This is a genomic window from Streptomyces sp. MB09-02B, from assembly GCF_033794485.1.
In the GTDB taxonomy this organism is placed as follows: domain Bacteria; phylum Actinomycetota; class Actinomycetes; order Streptomycetales; family Streptomycetaceae; genus Streptomyces.
The window spans coordinates 1-14331 of record NZ_JARGEE010000238.1; the positions used below are offsets into that span (position 1 = coordinate 1).

Genomic DNA, 14331 nt, shown 5'->3' on the forward strand with positions numbered 1-14331 from the left:
GAGGACCTTGCACGCGTCGAAGCCCCGGGTGATGGAGTCACCCACCGCGACCAGCGACTCGGGGGTGCTGTCCCAGGCGGGTGTGGGCGTGGGCGACGCCTCGGTCGACACCCCCCACCCCCCTGGGCAGTCGGCCAAGCCGGCGCAGCGACCCGGTACCTTCGTGGTCACCACGCGACAGGGAGATGTGAACCGTGAGCAAGTTCGTGCGGCCGGCGGCCGAGGGTGCGGACCCGTTCGGGACGGCGCGACTGCGGCGGGGCGTGCTGGACGCCTGGGCGACCAGCCCCGCCCGGTTCCGCGAGGACGCCAACGCCGAGGAGGACCTCGTCCTCGGCGGCTACCGGGACCGCCTCGTCGTGGAGCTGGCGCAGAACGCCGCCGACGCGGCGGCCAGGGCGAAGGTCCCCGGGCGGCTGCGGCTGACCCTCCGGGACGGTGTCCTCGTCGCCGCCAACACGGGCGCCCCGCTGGACGCGGGCGGCGTCGAGTCGCTGTCCACGCTCCGCGCGTCCGCGAAGCGGGACAGCCCGGCCGGCGGCCACGAGGGCGCGGTGGGCCGGTTCGGCGTCGGCTTCGCCGCCGTGCTCGCCGTCACCGACGAGCCCGCCGTCGTCGGGCGCCACGGCGGTATCCGCTGGTCGCTCGCCGAGGCCCGGCTGCTCGCCGCCGACACCGCCCGGCACAGCCCGGGACTGGGCGACGAGATCCGCCGCCGGGACGGTCATGTGCCGCTGCTGCGGCTGCCGTTCGCCGCCGAGGGGTCCGCTCCGGAGTCGTACGACACCGTCGTGATCCTTCCGCTGCGCGACACCGCCGCCGCCGATCTCGCCGAGCGGCTGCTGCACGCCGTCGACGACGCGCTGCTGCTCGCCCTGCCCGGTCTCGACGAAGTCGTCATCGAGGTCGGCGCCGGTGAGGCGCGGACGCTGCGACGGCGCGTGGAGGGGGCGTACGTCGTCGTGGAGGACTCGCGGGACGGGGTCACGCGCTGGCGTACCGTCGCCGAGCACGGGGCGATCGAGGCCGCGCTGCTCGCCGACCGGCCCGTCGAGGAGCGGCTGCGGCCCCACTGGTCCGTCACCTGGGCGGTGCCGACCGGGCCCGACGGCGCGCCGGTCCGCCCGCGTACCAGCCCCGTCGTGCACGCGCCCACCCCCAGCGACGAGGCCCTCGGCGTCCCCGCGCTGCTCATCGCCTCCTTCCCGCTCGACACGACCCGGCGGCACGCCGCGCCCGGGCCGCTCACCGACTTCCTCGTGCAGCGCGCGGCGGACGCGTACGCCGCGCTCCTCGCCGCCTGGGAGCCGGTGGGCGAGGGCGTCATCGACCTCGTGCCCGGCCCGCTGGGCAAGGGCGAGCTGGACGGGGCGCTGCGGCAGGCGATCCTGGAGCGGCTGCCGCGCACCGCGTTCCTGCCGCGTGCGGTGATGCCCGAACCCGAGGACGAGCTGGACGAGTTGTCCGCCGCGCTGCGTCCGCGTGACGCCGAGGTCGTGGAGGGGGCCGGCGCGGAGACCGTCGAGGTGCTCGCGGACGTCCTGCCCAGCCTGTTGCCCGCCGGGCTCGAACGGCGCGCGGAGTTGCGGACGCTGGGCGTCGCGCGCCTGCCGCTGGGCGACGCGATCGACCGGCTCGCGGGGTTGGAGAAGGCGCCCGACTGGTGGCGGCGGCTGTACGACAGCCTCGCCGGGGTCGATCCGGACCGGCTGTCCGGTCTGCCGGTGCCGCTCGCGGACGGGCGGACCACCATCGGCCCCCGGCAGATCCTCCTGCCGTCCCCCGACGGCCCGCAGGCGGCGCGTCCCGACACGCTCGCCCGCCTCGGGCTGAAGGTGGCGCACCCGGACGCCGCGCATCCCCTCCTGGAGAAGCTGGGCGCGCTGCCCGCGACCCCGCGCGCCGTGCTCACCACCCCGCAGGTACGGGCCGCCGTGGCGGCCTCCCTGGACGACGACGGCGGTGTCTGGGACGAGGAGGACGGCCGGCCGGACGCGGAGGAGCTGGCAGACCTCGTCCTCGCCCTGGTCCGCGACGCGGGCCTCGAACCCGGCGACGAACCCTGGCTCGGTGCCCTCGCCCTCACCGACGAGGACGGCGAACTGGCCCCCGCCGGTGAACTCGTCCTCCCCGGCAGCCCGTTCGCCCGGGTCATGCGCGAGGACGAACTCGCCTTCGTCGACGCCGAACTGGCCGAGCGCTGGGGCGAACAGCCCCTGGCCGCCTGTGGCGTGCTCGCCGGCTTCGCCCTCGTACGCGCCACCGACGTCGTCCTCGACCCCGACGAACTGGAGCCGCGCGACGGGGACTTCGCCGAGCCCGACGACTCCGGTCTGCTGGACGCGGTGGACGTGTGGGCCGAGGACATCCTCGACCGGTTCCCGGACAGCCCGGTGCCGCCGGTCGCGACGGAGCTCGTGGCCGTGCGCGACCTTGACCTCGTCGACGAGGACCGCTGGCCGGAGGCGCTCGCGCTGCTGGCGAAGCCGCCGCTGCGCGACGCGCTGGTGCAGCCGGTGCGCATCCTGCTCCCGGACGGCACGCACGAGATCGTCCGCCCCTACACCGCCTGGTGGCTGCGCGGCCATCCCGTCCTCGACGGCCGCCGCCCGGCGGGCCTGCTCGCGGCCGGCGGCGACCCGCTGCTGCGCGGCCTGTACGACGAGGCCGACGCCACCGGCTTCGACGACGAGCAGGTCCTGCGGGCGCTGGGGGTGCGCACCTCGGTGGCCGCGCTGCTGGAGGAGCCGGGCGGCGCCGCCGAGCTGCTGGACCGCCTGGCCGACCCGGAGCTGCCGGTGACCGCGGCGCAACTGCACGGTCTGTACGGGGCGTTGGCCGACCTGGACCCCGAACAGGTGACTCTGCCCGACGAGTTGCGTGCGGTGCTGGACGGCGAGGTGAGTGTCGTGGACGCGGCCGACGCCGTGGTCGTCGACTCGCCCGACCTGCTGCCCTTCACCTCCGGTGTGCCGCTGCTGCCCGTACGGCCGTCGCGGGCAGCCGAGTTGGCCGAGCTGTTCCAGGTGCGGCGGCTCAGCGAGTCGGTGACCGGGGAGGTCGGCTCGGAGGGCACGGAGCACGACGTACCGGAGTCGGTCCGGGTCCTGCTCGGCCCGGCCACGCCCTCGTCGTACGGCGAACACGAGGAACTCGTCGTCGACGGAGTGGAGTTGGACTGGCGCCGTACGCGCGACGGTGTGCTGCACGCCGCCACGCTGGAGGGTGTCGCGGCCGGGCTGGCCTGGGCGGCCGGGCAGTGGCCGCGCCGCTTCGAGGTGGCCGCGCTGCTCGAAGACCCGTCCAGGACCGAGGAGTTGGCCCGGGACCGCTGGTTCGACTGACTAAACCCGCGTGATGTGACCTGCGCAACATTCGCAAAAGTTGTTCACAACTCGTACAACCATTCCCAGGAGCCCCGAGTCTGGTCTGGTGAGCCACCCGGCTCTCCAGACACTCGGGCCCCGCGTGCCGACACTTCGTGCGTCATCTTCGCCGCGGGACCCCTCTTACGTGGGGAATACATTGCACAAGCGTGCGACCTTGGGCCTCGTCATCACCGGTGCCCTGGCTCTGACCGCCCTCGCCGCTCCGGCCGCGCAGGCCGACGACAAGTACGGCAACATCAAGATCACCAGCGTCTCCGTCAACGGTGGCAAGGCCGTGGTCGTCGGCGCGAAGGCCAAGAAGACCATCACGCTCAAGTTCACGGTGACGGACAACTCCGGCCACCGGATGGCCACGGCCTACCTGTACCGCGGCGCGAACATCGACACCGCCGACAGCGCCGCCTCGCCGAGCAAGGACCCGATCACCTGCAAGAAGGTGACGTCGACCAAGTCCAACTGCACGGCGAGCTTCACCTTCACGCCGAACCGCAACGCCATCAACTCCGTCGCGGGTACGTGGAAGACCTGGGCGATCGCCCAGGCGAAGGACTACGACTACGTCCAGAAGGACAACCTCAAGTCGTTCAAGGTCCTGCGCGCCGCCCAGCTCGCGGGGGCGAACGCCTCTCCGGAGCCGGTCGCCAAGGGTGCGACGATCACCGTCACCAGCAAGCTGACCCGCGCCAACTGGAACACCGGGGTGAACGGCGCGCTCGGCGGCCAGCCGGTGCAGCTGCAGTTCAAGAAGGCCGGCACCACCGCCTACAAGACGGTCAAGACCGTCAACTCCGCTTCCACGGGCGCCGTGTCCACCACCGTCAAGGCGAGCGTCGACGGCACGTACCGCTACGTCTTCGCGGGCACCTCGACCACGGCGGGCGCGACCGCCACGGGCGACACCATCGACGTGAAGTAAGCATACGGACCCAGGGGGACGTGCCGGGCGAACCGGTCCGTCCCCCACCCGCAGAGCCAGCGGGTCAACCGACCCGCGACCATCCGGCCGACGTGACGACCACCGTCGGCCCCACCTCACCACCGGGGGAATACATGCGTATGCGTGCCACTGTGATCGCCGTCTCGGGCGCCCTCGCCCTGTCCGCCTTCGTCGCTCCGGCCGCGCAGGCCGATGACGCGCCCGGCGCCCTCGGGGCGTCGGTCACGCCGTTCGGGGCCCTGGCGGACGAGATCGTCGGCGACACCGTCATCAAGAAGGTCACCGTCAACGGTGGCAAGGACATCGTGGTCGGCACCAGCAAGAAGAAGAGCGTCACCATCTCGGTCACCGCGACCGACCCGTCGGGCATCGAGGACGGTTACGCCTTCCTGTGGAAGGGGAACGACATCGAATCCGGCGATGTCGTGGGCGCGATGGTCCCGGTCGCGGACAACGGCACCTGCACCGCCGTCGACGCGACCACGTCCACCTGCAAGGTGACCGTCGTCGCCGACCCGAAGGACAACATCTACAGCAACATCCTGGCCGGCAAGTGGCACGTCTTCGCCGGTGCCCTGGCCACGGACGGCGACCACAACATCCAGGAGAAGCACTCCAAGGCCAGCGTCAAGCGCGCTTCCGCGCTGACCACCAACGCCTCTCCCGAGCCGGTCAAGAAGGGCAAGACCATCACGGTCTCCGGCAAGCTGACCCGCGCCAACTGGGACACGCTCAAGTACGCGGGCTACACCAGCCAGTCGGTGAAGCTGCAGTTCAAGAAGAAGGGCACGTCCACCTACAAGGACGTCAAGACGGTCAAGTCCGGCTCCGGCGGTGCGCTGAAGACCACCGTCAAGGCGAGCGCCGACGGTTCGTTCCGCTACGTGTTCGCGGGCACCTCGACCACGCCGGCCGTGACGTCGGCGGCCGACGCCGTCGACGTGAAGTGAGCCGCGGGCAGCGGTGAGACACAGGGGCGTCGGTCCGGGTTCTCCCGGGTCGGCGCCCTTTTCGTTCCCTTCCCTTTCCGTTCCGTTCCGTAAGGCGGGAGTCGGACCTTCGTAAGAAGTGGATGCAGGTCCCCTTGGGCGCGGGGAACGCGTGTTCTGATCATCCGGGCCAAAAGGTCCCACGATCACTCTTTCTCCACTTGGGGAACGCATGCGCACAAGAGCCACCGCGGCCGCCGTCCTCGGCGCCCTGGCCTTCTCCGCCCTGGCCGTGCCGTCCGCGCAGGCCGCCGGGTCGGTCTCGACCAGCGGTACGCCGTACACGCTGAACGTCAGCTTCTCGAACTTCAAGATCGCCAAGTCCGTCAAGGTCGGGGTCGGCGGCACGGTCAGCACCCCCGTGTCGTTCACGCTGACGCACGGGTCGGACGTCAAGGTCACCGCCGGGGACTTCTTCGTCGAACCCTTCCTCTACCGCGGCACCTTTGGCGACGACAGCACCCCGCAGCTCTTCGGCGACGACTTCGCCACCTGCAAGGTCACCACCTCGACCACCGAGAGCTGCACGGCCACCATCGACATCCGGCCGGGCGACGGCGATCTGCTCAACTCGCAGGCCGGGACCTGGAAGGCGGGCGCCGACGCCGTCGCCTTCAACGGCCAGGACCCCACGAGCGGCCAGATCGACTACAGCAAGGTCGGCTACAAGGAGCAGGGCGGGCTGGCCTCCACCCTCGTCCAGCGCCTCGCGAAGCTGACCGTCAACGCCGGGCCGGAGCCCGTCACCAAGGGCAGGACCGTCACCGCGACCGGCAAGCTCACCCGCGCCGACTGGCAGAGCCACACCTACAAGGCCTTCGCCAAGCAGCCGGTCAAGCTCCAGTTCCGCAGGGCGGGCACCAGCACGTACACCACGGTCAAGACGGTCTACTCGGACGCCTACGGCAATGTGAAGGCCACCGGCACCGCCACGTACGACGGTTACTGGCGCTTCAGCTACGCCGGCGTCACCACGACGGCGCCGGTCAGCGCCACGGGCGACTACGTCGACGTGAAGTAGCACGGGGGCGCGGACCCGGCGAGGGGTGTCGTGGTCGGTTGTCGGCCGCGGCACCCCTCGTCGCGCGGTCAGAGCGTCGGGAAGAGCAGGGCGAAGAACAGCCACAGCAGCACGGCCCAGAAGAGCGCGGCCGCCAGCGACACCAGCAGGGAACTGCGCCACCTCAGCACCAGGAACGGGAAGAGCACCAGGGCCGCCCAGTACCCGGCCACGTCGATGGAGAGCCGGGCCGCCTCGCCGAGGGTTGCCGCGCGGCCGGTGGCGATGTGGCGCAGCAGCCGCTGCGAGGCGAAGCCGTACAGGCCGAAGACGACGGGGAAGAACCACAGCGGGGTGATCGAGACCAGCTCGGACTCGGAGAACTCGTCGAACATGACCAGTTAGACCAGACCGGCGGCGAGGAGACCCCCGATCAGCGTGGTCACGTAGAGGGCGGTCAGCGCGGCCGGCTCGGTGGCGCCGGCCGGGACGGGCACCGGCGAGGCGTACGGGACGTCGGGCGAGGGGACCCGGGCCACCCGGTGACAGTGGGGGCAGCGGACCTCCTGTCCGACGCGATCGGCCGGTGCCGCGATCAGATGCCCGCACGGGGCGTGGAACTCCACCGGCTGATCCGGGTTCATGTCGTGCGTCTCCCCTTCGCGACGAGTCGGTCAGAGGCGAGGACGCAGGCCGCGCGGGTCCGGTTTCCCCCTACGCGGGGAAGCGGCGGTCCACCCACCTCCACAGGAGCTCCAGGACCGCCGCGGCCCCGGCCGCGATGGCGACCGCCGTCCACGGCATCGTCGTACCGACCAGACGGAGCGCGAAGAAGTCCTGGAGCCAGGGGACGACGAGGACCAGCAGGAAGCCCGCCGCCATCGCAGCGACCAGACCGAGGCGCCACCAGGTGTAGGGGCGGGCGATGATGGCCAGCACCCACATGGAGATCAGGAAGAGCGTGAGGGTGGCGGCGCTGGTCTCCGCCTCCAACGCGTCCGCCCCGGTGTAGTGATGACGGGCGATCAGGTACGTGGCGAAGGTCGCCAGGGCCGCCAGGACGCCGCCGGGGATGGCGTAGCGCATGACCCGGCGGACGAAGTGGGGTTTCGCCCGCTCCTTGTTGGGGGCGAGGGCGAGGAAGAAGGCCGGGACGCCGATCGTCAGGGTGGAGAGCAGGGTCAGATGGCGGGGGAGGAAGGGGTACTCCACCTGCCAGCAGACGACCAGAATGGCGAGGAGCACCGAGTAGACCGTTTTGACCAGGAAGAGCGTCGCCACGCGGGTGATGTTGCCGATCACCCGGCGGCCCTCGGCGACCACCGAGGGCAGCGTCGCGAAGCTGTTGTTGAGGAGGACGATCTGGGCCACCGCCCTGGTGGCCTCCGATCCGGAGCCCATCGCCACACCGATGTCGGCGTCCTTGAGGGCCAGGACGTCGTTCACCCCGTCGCCGGTCATGGCGACCGTGTGGCCGTGGGACTGGAGCGCGCCGACCATGTCGCGCTTCTGCTGGGGGGTCACGCGGCCGAAGACGGTGCCCGAGTCGAGGGCCGTCGCCATCTCGTCGCGCTCGGCGGGCAGCCGGCGGGCGTCGACCACCTCGCCGGCCAGGCCGAGCTTGCCGGCCACCGCGCCGACCGAGACCGCGTTGTCGCCGGAGATGACCTTCGCCCGGACGTTCTGCTCCTCGAAGTAGCGCAGGGTGTCGGCGGCGTCCGGGCGCAGCCGCTGTTCGAGGACGACGAGGGCGGTGGGGCGCGCGCCGGTCGCGACCTCGGGGTCGTCCAGCTCCCGGGTCACCCGGGCCAGCAGCAGCACCCGTAGCCCGTCCTCGTTCAGCCGTTCGGTCTCGGCGAGGGCCGGGTCGCCGTCGGGGAGCAGGACGTCGGGGGCGCCCAGCAGCCAGGTGCTGGACGCGCCGTCGCTCTCGCCGAAGGCCGCGCCGCTGTACTTGCGGGCCGAGGAGAAGGGCAGCGACCGGGTGCAGCGCCAGTCCTCGCCGTCCGGGCAGACGTCGATGATCGCCTGCAGCGAGGCGTTCGGCCGGGGGTCCGATCCGCCGAGGGCGCCCAGCACCCGGCGTACGTACGACTCGTCCGTCCCGTCGAGGGGGCGCAGCTCGGTGACGTCCATGCCGCCCTCGGTGAGGGTGCCCGTCTTGTCGAGGCAGACGGTGTCGACTCGGGCCAGGCCCTCGATGGCCGGCAGCTCCTGCACCAGGCACTGCTTGCGGCCGAGACGGATCACGCCGATGGCGAAGGCGACGGAGGTGAGGAGGACGAGGCCCTCGGGGACCATCGGGACGATGCCGCCGACCGTGCGGGCGACGGAGTCCTTGAAGTCGTTCTCCTTCACGATCAGCTGGCTGATGATCAGACCGATCGCGGTCGGGACCATCATCCAGGTGACGTACTTGAGGATGGTGGAGATGCCGGAGCGCAGCTCGGAGTGGACGAGGGTGAAACGGCTCGCCTCCTCGGCGAGCTGGGCGGCGTAGGCCTCCCGGCCGACCTTGGTCGCGGTGAACGCGCCGCCGCCCGCGACCACGAAGCTGCCCGACATCACCTGGTCGCCGGGTTGTTTGACGACCGGGTCGGCCTCACCGGTGAGCAGCGACTCGTCGATCTCCAGGCCGTCGGTCTCGACGCACTCCCCGTCGACGACGATCTTGTCGCCGGGCCCGATCTCGATCAGGTCCCCGAGGACGATCTCGGAGGTGCCGACGGTCGCGGCGACCCCGTCGCGGCGGACCGTGGGTTTCGCCTCGCCGATCACCGCGAGGGAGTCCAGGGTCTTCTTCGCCCGCCACTCCTGGACGATGCCGATGCCCGTGTTGGCCAGGATCACGAAGCCGAAGAGGCTGTCCTGGATGGGCGCGACGAAGAGCATGATCACCCAGAGGACGCCGATGATCGCGTTGAACCGGGTGAAGACGTTCGCCCGGACGATGTCCACGGTGGAGCGGCTGCTCCGTACGGGTACGTCGTTCACCTCGCCGCGGGCCACCCGCTCGGCCACCTCGGCGGTCGTCAGGCCGCGCGCCCGCCTCGTGTCCGTGAGGGCCGAGGCGGTGGTGGGGTGCACAGGATCGAGGTCGGTACCCGGGTCGATGTGCGTCATGCAATCGACGGTACGTGCGGATTTGGAGGTTCACCCATCGAGTGCGGGAAAGATCCGACCCGGGGAGGACGGGGGATTGGGCGGTGTGGTGCCGTGGTCGTACGGGAGCGTCCGGCCGGCCGGACGCCGGGCGGAGGACGTCGTCTATTCGGCGGGCGTCGCGTCGGCGGCTTCGGTGTCGGATCCGGCGTCCGAGCCGGTGGCGGAGCCGGCGTCCGAGCCGGCGTCCGAGCCGGTGGTGGTCCGTCGTGCCGCGTCCTCGGCGGCCGCGTCTTCCTTGGTGGCCGCGTCCTGCTTGACGGCCGCGTCCCGCTTGATGGCCGCGTCCCGCTTCCGCACGAACCAGATGCCGTAGAGGCCGAGCCCGCCGCCCGCGAGGCAGGTCCAGATCCACCAGGTGCGCCCGTGGTCCTCGTACCAGCCGTAGAACGGGAGCTGGGCGACGAAGAGAACGAACCACAGGATCGTGCCGCCGGTGATGGTCGCGACCACGGGCCCCTCCAGGGGCTCCGGTGCCTCGTGCTTGGGGGTCCACTTCGCCATGGGGCACAGCTTACGAGGCGCGCGGGTCTACGCGCGGAGATGGCTTTCGCCGCAATGTATGTTCATACTGAAACGGTTTCTGATTGGCCACTTCTGTTCGTAGAAAACTCCAACAACGCCCGGGTGGTCTGTTGGGGATGAGGTCTCGCATGTCCCCGCAGGGCACCCCTGGCACCCTCGACCGCTACTTCAGGATCACGGAGCGCGGCAGCACGCTGTCGCGGGAGATCCGGGGCGGGTTCGCCACCTTCTTCGCGATGGCGTACATCATCGTGCTCAACCCGATCATCCTGAGCAGCGCGAAGGACATGTACGGGCACCAGCTGGACTACGGACAGCTGGTCACCGCCACCGCGGTCACCGCCGCCTTCACCACCCTCCTCATGGGCGTCATCGGCAACGTGCCGATCGCGCTGGCGGCGGGGCTCGGCGTGAACACGGTCGTCGCCCTCCAGCTCGCGCCGCGCATGTCGTGGCCGGACGCGATGGGCATGGTGGTGCTGGCCGGTTTCGTCGTGATGCTGCTGGTGGCTACGGGCCTGCGGGAGCGCGTCATGAACGCGGTGCCGCTGGGCCTGCGCAAGGGCATCTCCATCGGTATCGGTCTGTTCATCATGCTGATCGGGCTGGTCGACGCCGGCTTCGTCACCCGTATCCCGGACGCCGCGCACACGACCGTGCCGCTCCAGCTGGGCGCGGACGGGCACCTCAACGGCTGGCCGGTGCTCGTCTTCGTCCTCGGCGCGCTGCTGACGCTCGCGCTGATCGTGCGCAAGGTGCCGGGCGCGATCCTCATCTCGATCGTCGCGATGACGCTGCTCGCGGTGGTCGTCGAGGCGATCGCCAAGCTGCCGGCCGGCTCCTGGGGGCTGACCACCCCGAAGTGGCCCGGCAACCCGGTCGCCACCCCCGACTTCGGGCTGCTCGGCGAGGTCAGCCTCTTCGGCGGCTTCGGCAAGGTCGGCCTGCTGACGGGCGTGCTCTTCGTCTTCACCGTGCTGCTGTCGTGCTTCTTCGACGCGATGGGCACGATCATGGGCGTCGGCGACGAGGCCAAGCTGACCGACGGGGACGGTCAGATGCCGGGCATCAACAAGGTGCTCTTCGTCGACGGCATCGCCGTCGCGGCCGGTGGTGCCAGCTCCTCGTCCGCCACGACCTGCTTCGTGGAGTCGACGGCGGGTGTGGGTGAGGGCGCCCGCACCGGCTTCGCGAACGTGGTGACCGGTGCCCTGTTCGCGGTCGCGCTGTTCCTCACGCCGGTCGCCACGATGGTCCCCTCCCAGGCGGCGACTCCGGCCCTGCTCGCGGTCGGGTTCCTGATCCTCGCGAACTCCGTCCGCGAGATCGACTGGGCCGACTACACCATCGCGGCCCCGGCCTTCGTGACGATGGTGATGATGCCGTTCACCTACTCGATCACCAACGGCATCGGCATGGGCTTCATCACCTTCGTCGTGCTGCGCCTGGCCGCGGGGCGGGGCCGTGAGGTCCCGGTGGCGATGTACGTGGTCTCGGCGGTCTTCCTCTTCTACTACCTGATGCCGGCGCTGGGTCTGACGTGAGCGGTACGCGGCTCCTGCGGGTGACCGCGGTCCCTCACGTCACCCCGTAGAACTTCTCCGTCTCCTCGACCGCGGTCTGGAACCGCTCGTCGAAGTCGTCCCGAATGAGCGTCCCGATCACGTAGTCCTGGACGCTCATTCCCCTTTTCGCCGCGTGGGTCCGGAGCCGTTCGAGCAGCTCCTCGTCTATCCGCAGGCTGAGCACAGTGGTCCCCATGTGTACGAGGGTCAGGTGTGCTCTGCTCTGTCGTGTCACGTTCTGCGTACTAGTCACTCATATGAGTGATCCGAGGGCCTGGATCGGCATGAGTGGCGGGGCTCACGGGCACGACTGTGGAGTTTCGGTGGTCTTTAGCGAGAGTAATGAGTTAGGCTAAAGACATGCCTGACCTGAACCATGGCGACGACGAGGCCGCTGTGAACGCCCTCCGTTCCGCCGTGATGCGCCTGTCCCGTCGGCTCAAGCACCAGCGGGTCGACGAGTCGCTGAGCCCGACCGAGATGTCCGTGCTCGGCACGCTCGCCCGTTGCGGTACGGCCACCCCCGGTGAGCTGGCCCGCAAGGAGCATGTGCAGCCGCCGTCGATGACCCGGATCGTCGCCCTGCTGGAGAGCAAGGGGCTGGTGAAACTGGAGCCGCACCCCGAGGACCGGCGGCAGAAGGTGGTCACCCAGACCGAGCGGGCCGAGGCGATGTTGGAGGAGAGCCGGCGCAAGCGCAACGCCTTCCTCGCATCCCTGGTCGAGGGCCTCGACGAGGAGGAGTGGGCCGCGCTGCGGACCGCCGCGCCGGTGCTGGAGAAGCTCGCACACCTCTAGCTCGCGCGTCTTCGCCCCGGGGACCGGCCGACGGGTGAGCCGTCGCCGTGGAGCACGCCGGGTCGGCCGCCGGTGCGCCCCGGCGTACAGCCTGTGCGCCGTCAGGGGGCGGGCATGGGTCGGCCCGAAAACCAGCAGACAGAACAGGAGCGGTGAGGCTCACGCAACCGCAGGACACGCACGCGTTTCACGCAAGGAGGCGAACCCCTTTGAGTTCGGGCCCCGGAACACCTTCCGTCCCCGCCGTGCTGGAGGCCCCGCCGGATACCACCGGCCGATCGAACGAGGGTGCGACCGCTCTGCCGGGTGCCGCCCCCGCACCCGGTGGTTCCTCGGCGGTGTCGTCCGAGGCCTCGCGGGTCTCCACGTTCCGGTCGTTGCGGGTGCGGAACTACCGGCTGTTCTTCGTCGGGCAGGTCGTGTCGAACATCGGCACGTGGATGCAGCGGATCGCGCAGGACTGGCTGGTGCTGAGCCTCACGGGGTCGTCGACCACCGTCGGTGTGACGATGGCGCTGCAGTTCCTGCCGATGCTGCTGTTCGGGCTGTACGGCGGTGTGCTGGTCGACCGGTTCCCGAAGCGGCGGCTGCTGTTCGTGACGCAGACGTCGATGGCCGTGACAGGTCTGGCCCTCGCCGCGCTCACCATCTCCGGCCATGTCCAGGTGTGGCACGTGTACGTGGCCGCCTTCGCCGTGGGCATGGCCACGGTCGTCGACAACCCGGCCCGGCAGTCGTTCGTGTCCGAGATGGTCGGGCCGGACCAGCTGCAGAACGCGGTCAGCCTCAACTCGGCGAACTTCCAGTCGGCCCGTCTCGTCGGCCCCGCCGTCGCCGGTGTGCTGATCACCACCGTGGGCACGGGCTGGGCCTTCCTCTACAACGGCCTCTCCTTCGTCGCCCCCATCGTCGGCCTGCTGCTGATGCGGAGCAGTGACCTGCACCCCGTCCGCCGCGCCCCCCGCGCCAAGGGCCAGCTCCGCGAGGGCCTGCGCTATGTGGCCGGGCGCCCCGAGCTGCTGTGGCCCATCGTCCTGGTGGGCTTCATCGGCACCTTCGGCTTCAACTTCCCCGTCTGGCTCTCGGCCTACGCCGACGACGTGTTCCACGCGGACGCCGGCGCGTACAGCCTCTTCAACACGCTCATGGCGGTCGGCTCCGTCTCCGGCGCGCTGCTCGCGGCCCGGCGGGGTACCGCCCGGCTGCACGTACTGATCGGAGGCGCGCTCGCCTTCGGCCTGCTGGAGATCGTGGCCGCGCTGGCCCCCGCGTACTGGATCTTCGCCCTGCTGATGGTGCCGATAGGGATGTTCGGCCTGACGGTGAACGTCACCGTCAACACGGCCCTCCAGATGAACACCGACCCCGTGATGCGCGGCCGTGTCATGGCCCTCTACATGATGGTCTTCCTGGGCGGTACGCCGCTGGGCGCGCCGATCGCCGGCTGGGTCACCGACGCGTACGGCGCCCGCGTCGGCTTCGCCGCCGGCGGGGTCGTCGCCACGGTCGCCGCGGTCACCGTGGGTCTCGTCCTCGTGCGGGCCGGCGGGATGCGGTTGTCGGTGGGGTGGAACCACGGGCATCCGCGGGTGAGGGTCATTTCCCGGGAGCGGGCCGAGGAGAAGGAGTCGGTGGCGGTCTGAGCGAGGGCGCTCCGGGAGTCGCCGAGTGACACGCGGCCTGGGAGGGTGGCGGGCATGAGACTGTTCGCCGCCGTGCTTCCGCCCGCTGATGTCGTCGATGAACTGGGCCTGGTGGTCGGGGGGTTGAGGAGCCTCGCGGGTGCGGACCGGTTGCGGTGGACCGGGCCGCCCGGCTGGCACTTCACGCTCGCGTTCTACGGCGAGGTCGAGGACGACGTCGTACCGGAGCTGTCGCGGCGGCTGGAGCGGGCCGCGGGGCGGAGCAAGCCGTTCCGGCTGGCGGTGCGCGGCGGAGGGAAGTTCGGGCGCGGGCGGGCGTTGTG

At 70.8% G+C, this 14331-nt stretch carries 13 protein-coding genes; 8 read left to right on the forward strand and 5 right to left on the reverse strand.

Annotation, left to right across the window (positions count from 1 at the left end; genetic code table 11):
* The first annotated feature begins 194 nt into the window (after nucleotides 1–194).
* The 4 genes from P1P70_RS28085 to P1P70_RS28100 all read left to right on the forward strand — a co-directional run bounded on the left by P1P70_RS28085 (nucleotide 195) and on the right by P1P70_RS28100 (nucleotide 6336).
* Nucleotides 195–3344 carry a sacsin N-terminal ATP-binding-like domain-containing protein gene (locus P1P70_RS28085; RefSeq protein ID WP_319242531.1) on the forward strand — a complete coding sequence of 1050 codons (3150 nt, stop codon included), beginning with the start codon at nucleotides 195–197 and terminating at the stop codon, nucleotides 3342–3344.
* A 181-nt stretch (nucleotides 3345–3525) separates the two neighbouring features.
* On the forward strand, nucleotides 3526–4305 hold the full coding sequence (locus P1P70_RS28090) for a calcium-binding protein (protein ID WP_319242549.1): 780 nt from the start codon (nucleotides 3526–3528) through the stop codon (nucleotides 4303–4305).
* Between the two features lie 134 nt (nucleotides 4306–4439).
* Nucleotides 4440–5276 (forward strand): DUF5707 domain-containing protein, encoded by an 837-nt coding sequence (locus tag P1P70_RS28095; RefSeq protein WP_319242551.1) that lies wholly within the window; start codon nucleotides 4440–4442, stop codon nucleotides 5274–5276.
* Nucleotides 5277–5487: 211 nt separating this feature from the next.
* On the forward strand, nucleotides 5488–6336 hold the full coding sequence (locus P1P70_RS28100) for a hypothetical protein (protein ID WP_319242533.1): 849 nt from the start codon (nucleotides 5488–5490) through the stop codon (nucleotides 6334–6336).
* Between the two features lie 68 nt (nucleotides 6337–6404).
* Here P1P70_RS28100 and P1P70_RS28105 read toward each other — a convergent pair whose 3' ends face one another.
* The 4 genes from P1P70_RS28105 to P1P70_RS28120 all read right to left on the reverse strand — a co-directional run bounded on the left by P1P70_RS28105 (nucleotide 6405) and on the right by P1P70_RS28120 (nucleotide 9981).
* Entirely contained in the window at nucleotides 6405–6710 is a 306-nt protein-coding gene (locus P1P70_RS28105; protein ID WP_319242535.1) for a hypothetical protein, read from the reverse strand.
* A 6-nt stretch (nucleotides 6711–6716) separates the two neighbouring features.
* Nucleotides 6717–6959: a hypothetical protein gene (locus P1P70_RS28110; protein ID WP_319242537.1), complete on the reverse strand. Its 243-nt coding sequence runs from the start codon at nucleotides 6957–6959 to the stop codon at nucleotides 6717–6719.
* 70 nt (nucleotides 6960–7029) lie between these two features.
* Complete coding sequence (locus P1P70_RS28115; RefSeq protein ID WP_319242539.1) at nucleotides 7030–9438, reverse strand: HAD-IC family P-type ATPase; 2409 nt, start codon at nucleotides 9436–9438, stop codon at nucleotides 7030–7032.
* A 144-nt stretch (nucleotides 9439–9582) separates the two neighbouring features.
* Nucleotides 9583–9981, reverse strand: coding sequence for a DUF2530 domain-containing protein (locus P1P70_RS28120; RefSeq protein ID WP_319242541.1), 399 nt, complete (start codon nucleotides 9979–9981; stop codon nucleotides 9583–9585).
* A gap of 149 nt (nucleotides 9982–10130) precedes the next feature.
* Between P1P70_RS28120 and P1P70_RS28125 the strand changes: the two genes are divergently transcribed.
* Nucleotides 10131–11546, forward strand: coding sequence for an NCS2 family permease (locus tag P1P70_RS28125; protein ID WP_319242543.1), 1416 nt, complete (start codon nucleotides 10131–10133; stop codon nucleotides 11544–11546).
* 34 nt (nucleotides 11547–11580) lie between these two features.
* Here the strand turns inward: P1P70_RS28125 and P1P70_RS28130 are convergent, their stop codons facing one another.
* Nucleotides 11581–11763 (reverse strand): ribbon-helix-helix protein, CopG family, encoded by a 183-nt coding sequence (locus tag P1P70_RS28130; RefSeq protein WP_086764347.1) that lies wholly within the window; start codon nucleotides 11761–11763, stop codon nucleotides 11581–11583.
* Between the two features lie 164 nt (nucleotides 11764–11927).
* On the opposite strand from P1P70_RS28130, the gene P1P70_RS28135 reads away from it, so the two are divergent.
* The 3 genes from P1P70_RS28135 to P1P70_RS28145 all read left to right on the forward strand — a co-directional run.
* A complete protein-coding gene (locus tag P1P70_RS28135; RefSeq protein ID WP_215456301.1) occupies nucleotides 11928–12365 on the forward strand; it encodes a MarR family winged helix-turn-helix transcriptional regulator in 438 nt (145 codons plus the stop codon).
* A gap of 209 nt (nucleotides 12366–12574) precedes the next feature.
* Nucleotides 12575–14008 (forward strand): MFS transporter, encoded by a 1434-nt coding sequence (locus tag P1P70_RS28140; RefSeq protein ID WP_413471560.1) that lies wholly within the window; start codon nucleotides 12575–12577, stop codon nucleotides 14006–14008.
* Nucleotides 14009–14062: 54 nt separating this feature from the next.
* A partial coding sequence (locus P1P70_RS28145) for a 2'-5' RNA ligase family protein (RefSeq protein WP_319242547.1) occupies nucleotides 14063–14331 on the forward strand: 269 nt, incomplete at its 3' end.

Bases quoted from the DNA above. Each gene is read 5' to 3' on its own strand.
- P1P70_RS28095 (WP_319242551.1), top strand. From the start codon at position 4,440: ATGCGTATGCGTGCCACTGTGATCGCCGTCTCGGGCGCCCTCGCCCTG.
- P1P70_RS28100 (WP_319242533.1), top strand. From the start codon at position 5,488: ATGCGCACAAGAGCCACCGCGGCCGCCGTCCTCGGCGCCCTGGCCTTC.
- P1P70_RS28105 (WP_319242535.1), bottom strand. From the start codon at position 6,710: ATGTTCGACGAGTTCTCCGAGTCCGAGCTGGTCTCGATCACCCCGCTG.
- P1P70_RS28110 (WP_319242537.1), bottom strand. From the start codon at position 6,959: ATGAACCCGGATCAGCCGGTGGAGTTCCACGCCCCGTGCGGGCATCTG.
- P1P70_RS28115 (WP_319242539.1), bottom strand. From the start codon at position 9,438: ATGACGCACATCGACCCGGGTACCGACCTCGATCCTGTGCACCCCACC.
- P1P70_RS28120 (WP_319242541.1), bottom strand. From the start codon at position 9,981: ATGGCGAAGTGGACCCCCAAGCACGAGGCACCGGAGCCCCTGGAGGGG.
- P1P70_RS28125 (WP_319242543.1), top strand. From the start codon at position 10,131: ATGTCCCCGCAGGGCACCCCTGGCACCCTCGACCGCTACTTCAGGATC.
- P1P70_RS28130 (WP_086764347.1), bottom strand. From the start codon at position 11,763: ATGGGGACCACTGTGCTCAGCCTGCGGATAGACGAGGAGCTGCTCGAA.
- P1P70_RS28135 (WP_215456301.1), top strand. From the start codon at position 11,928: ATGCCTGACCTGAACCATGGCGACGACGAGGCCGCTGTGAACGCCCTC.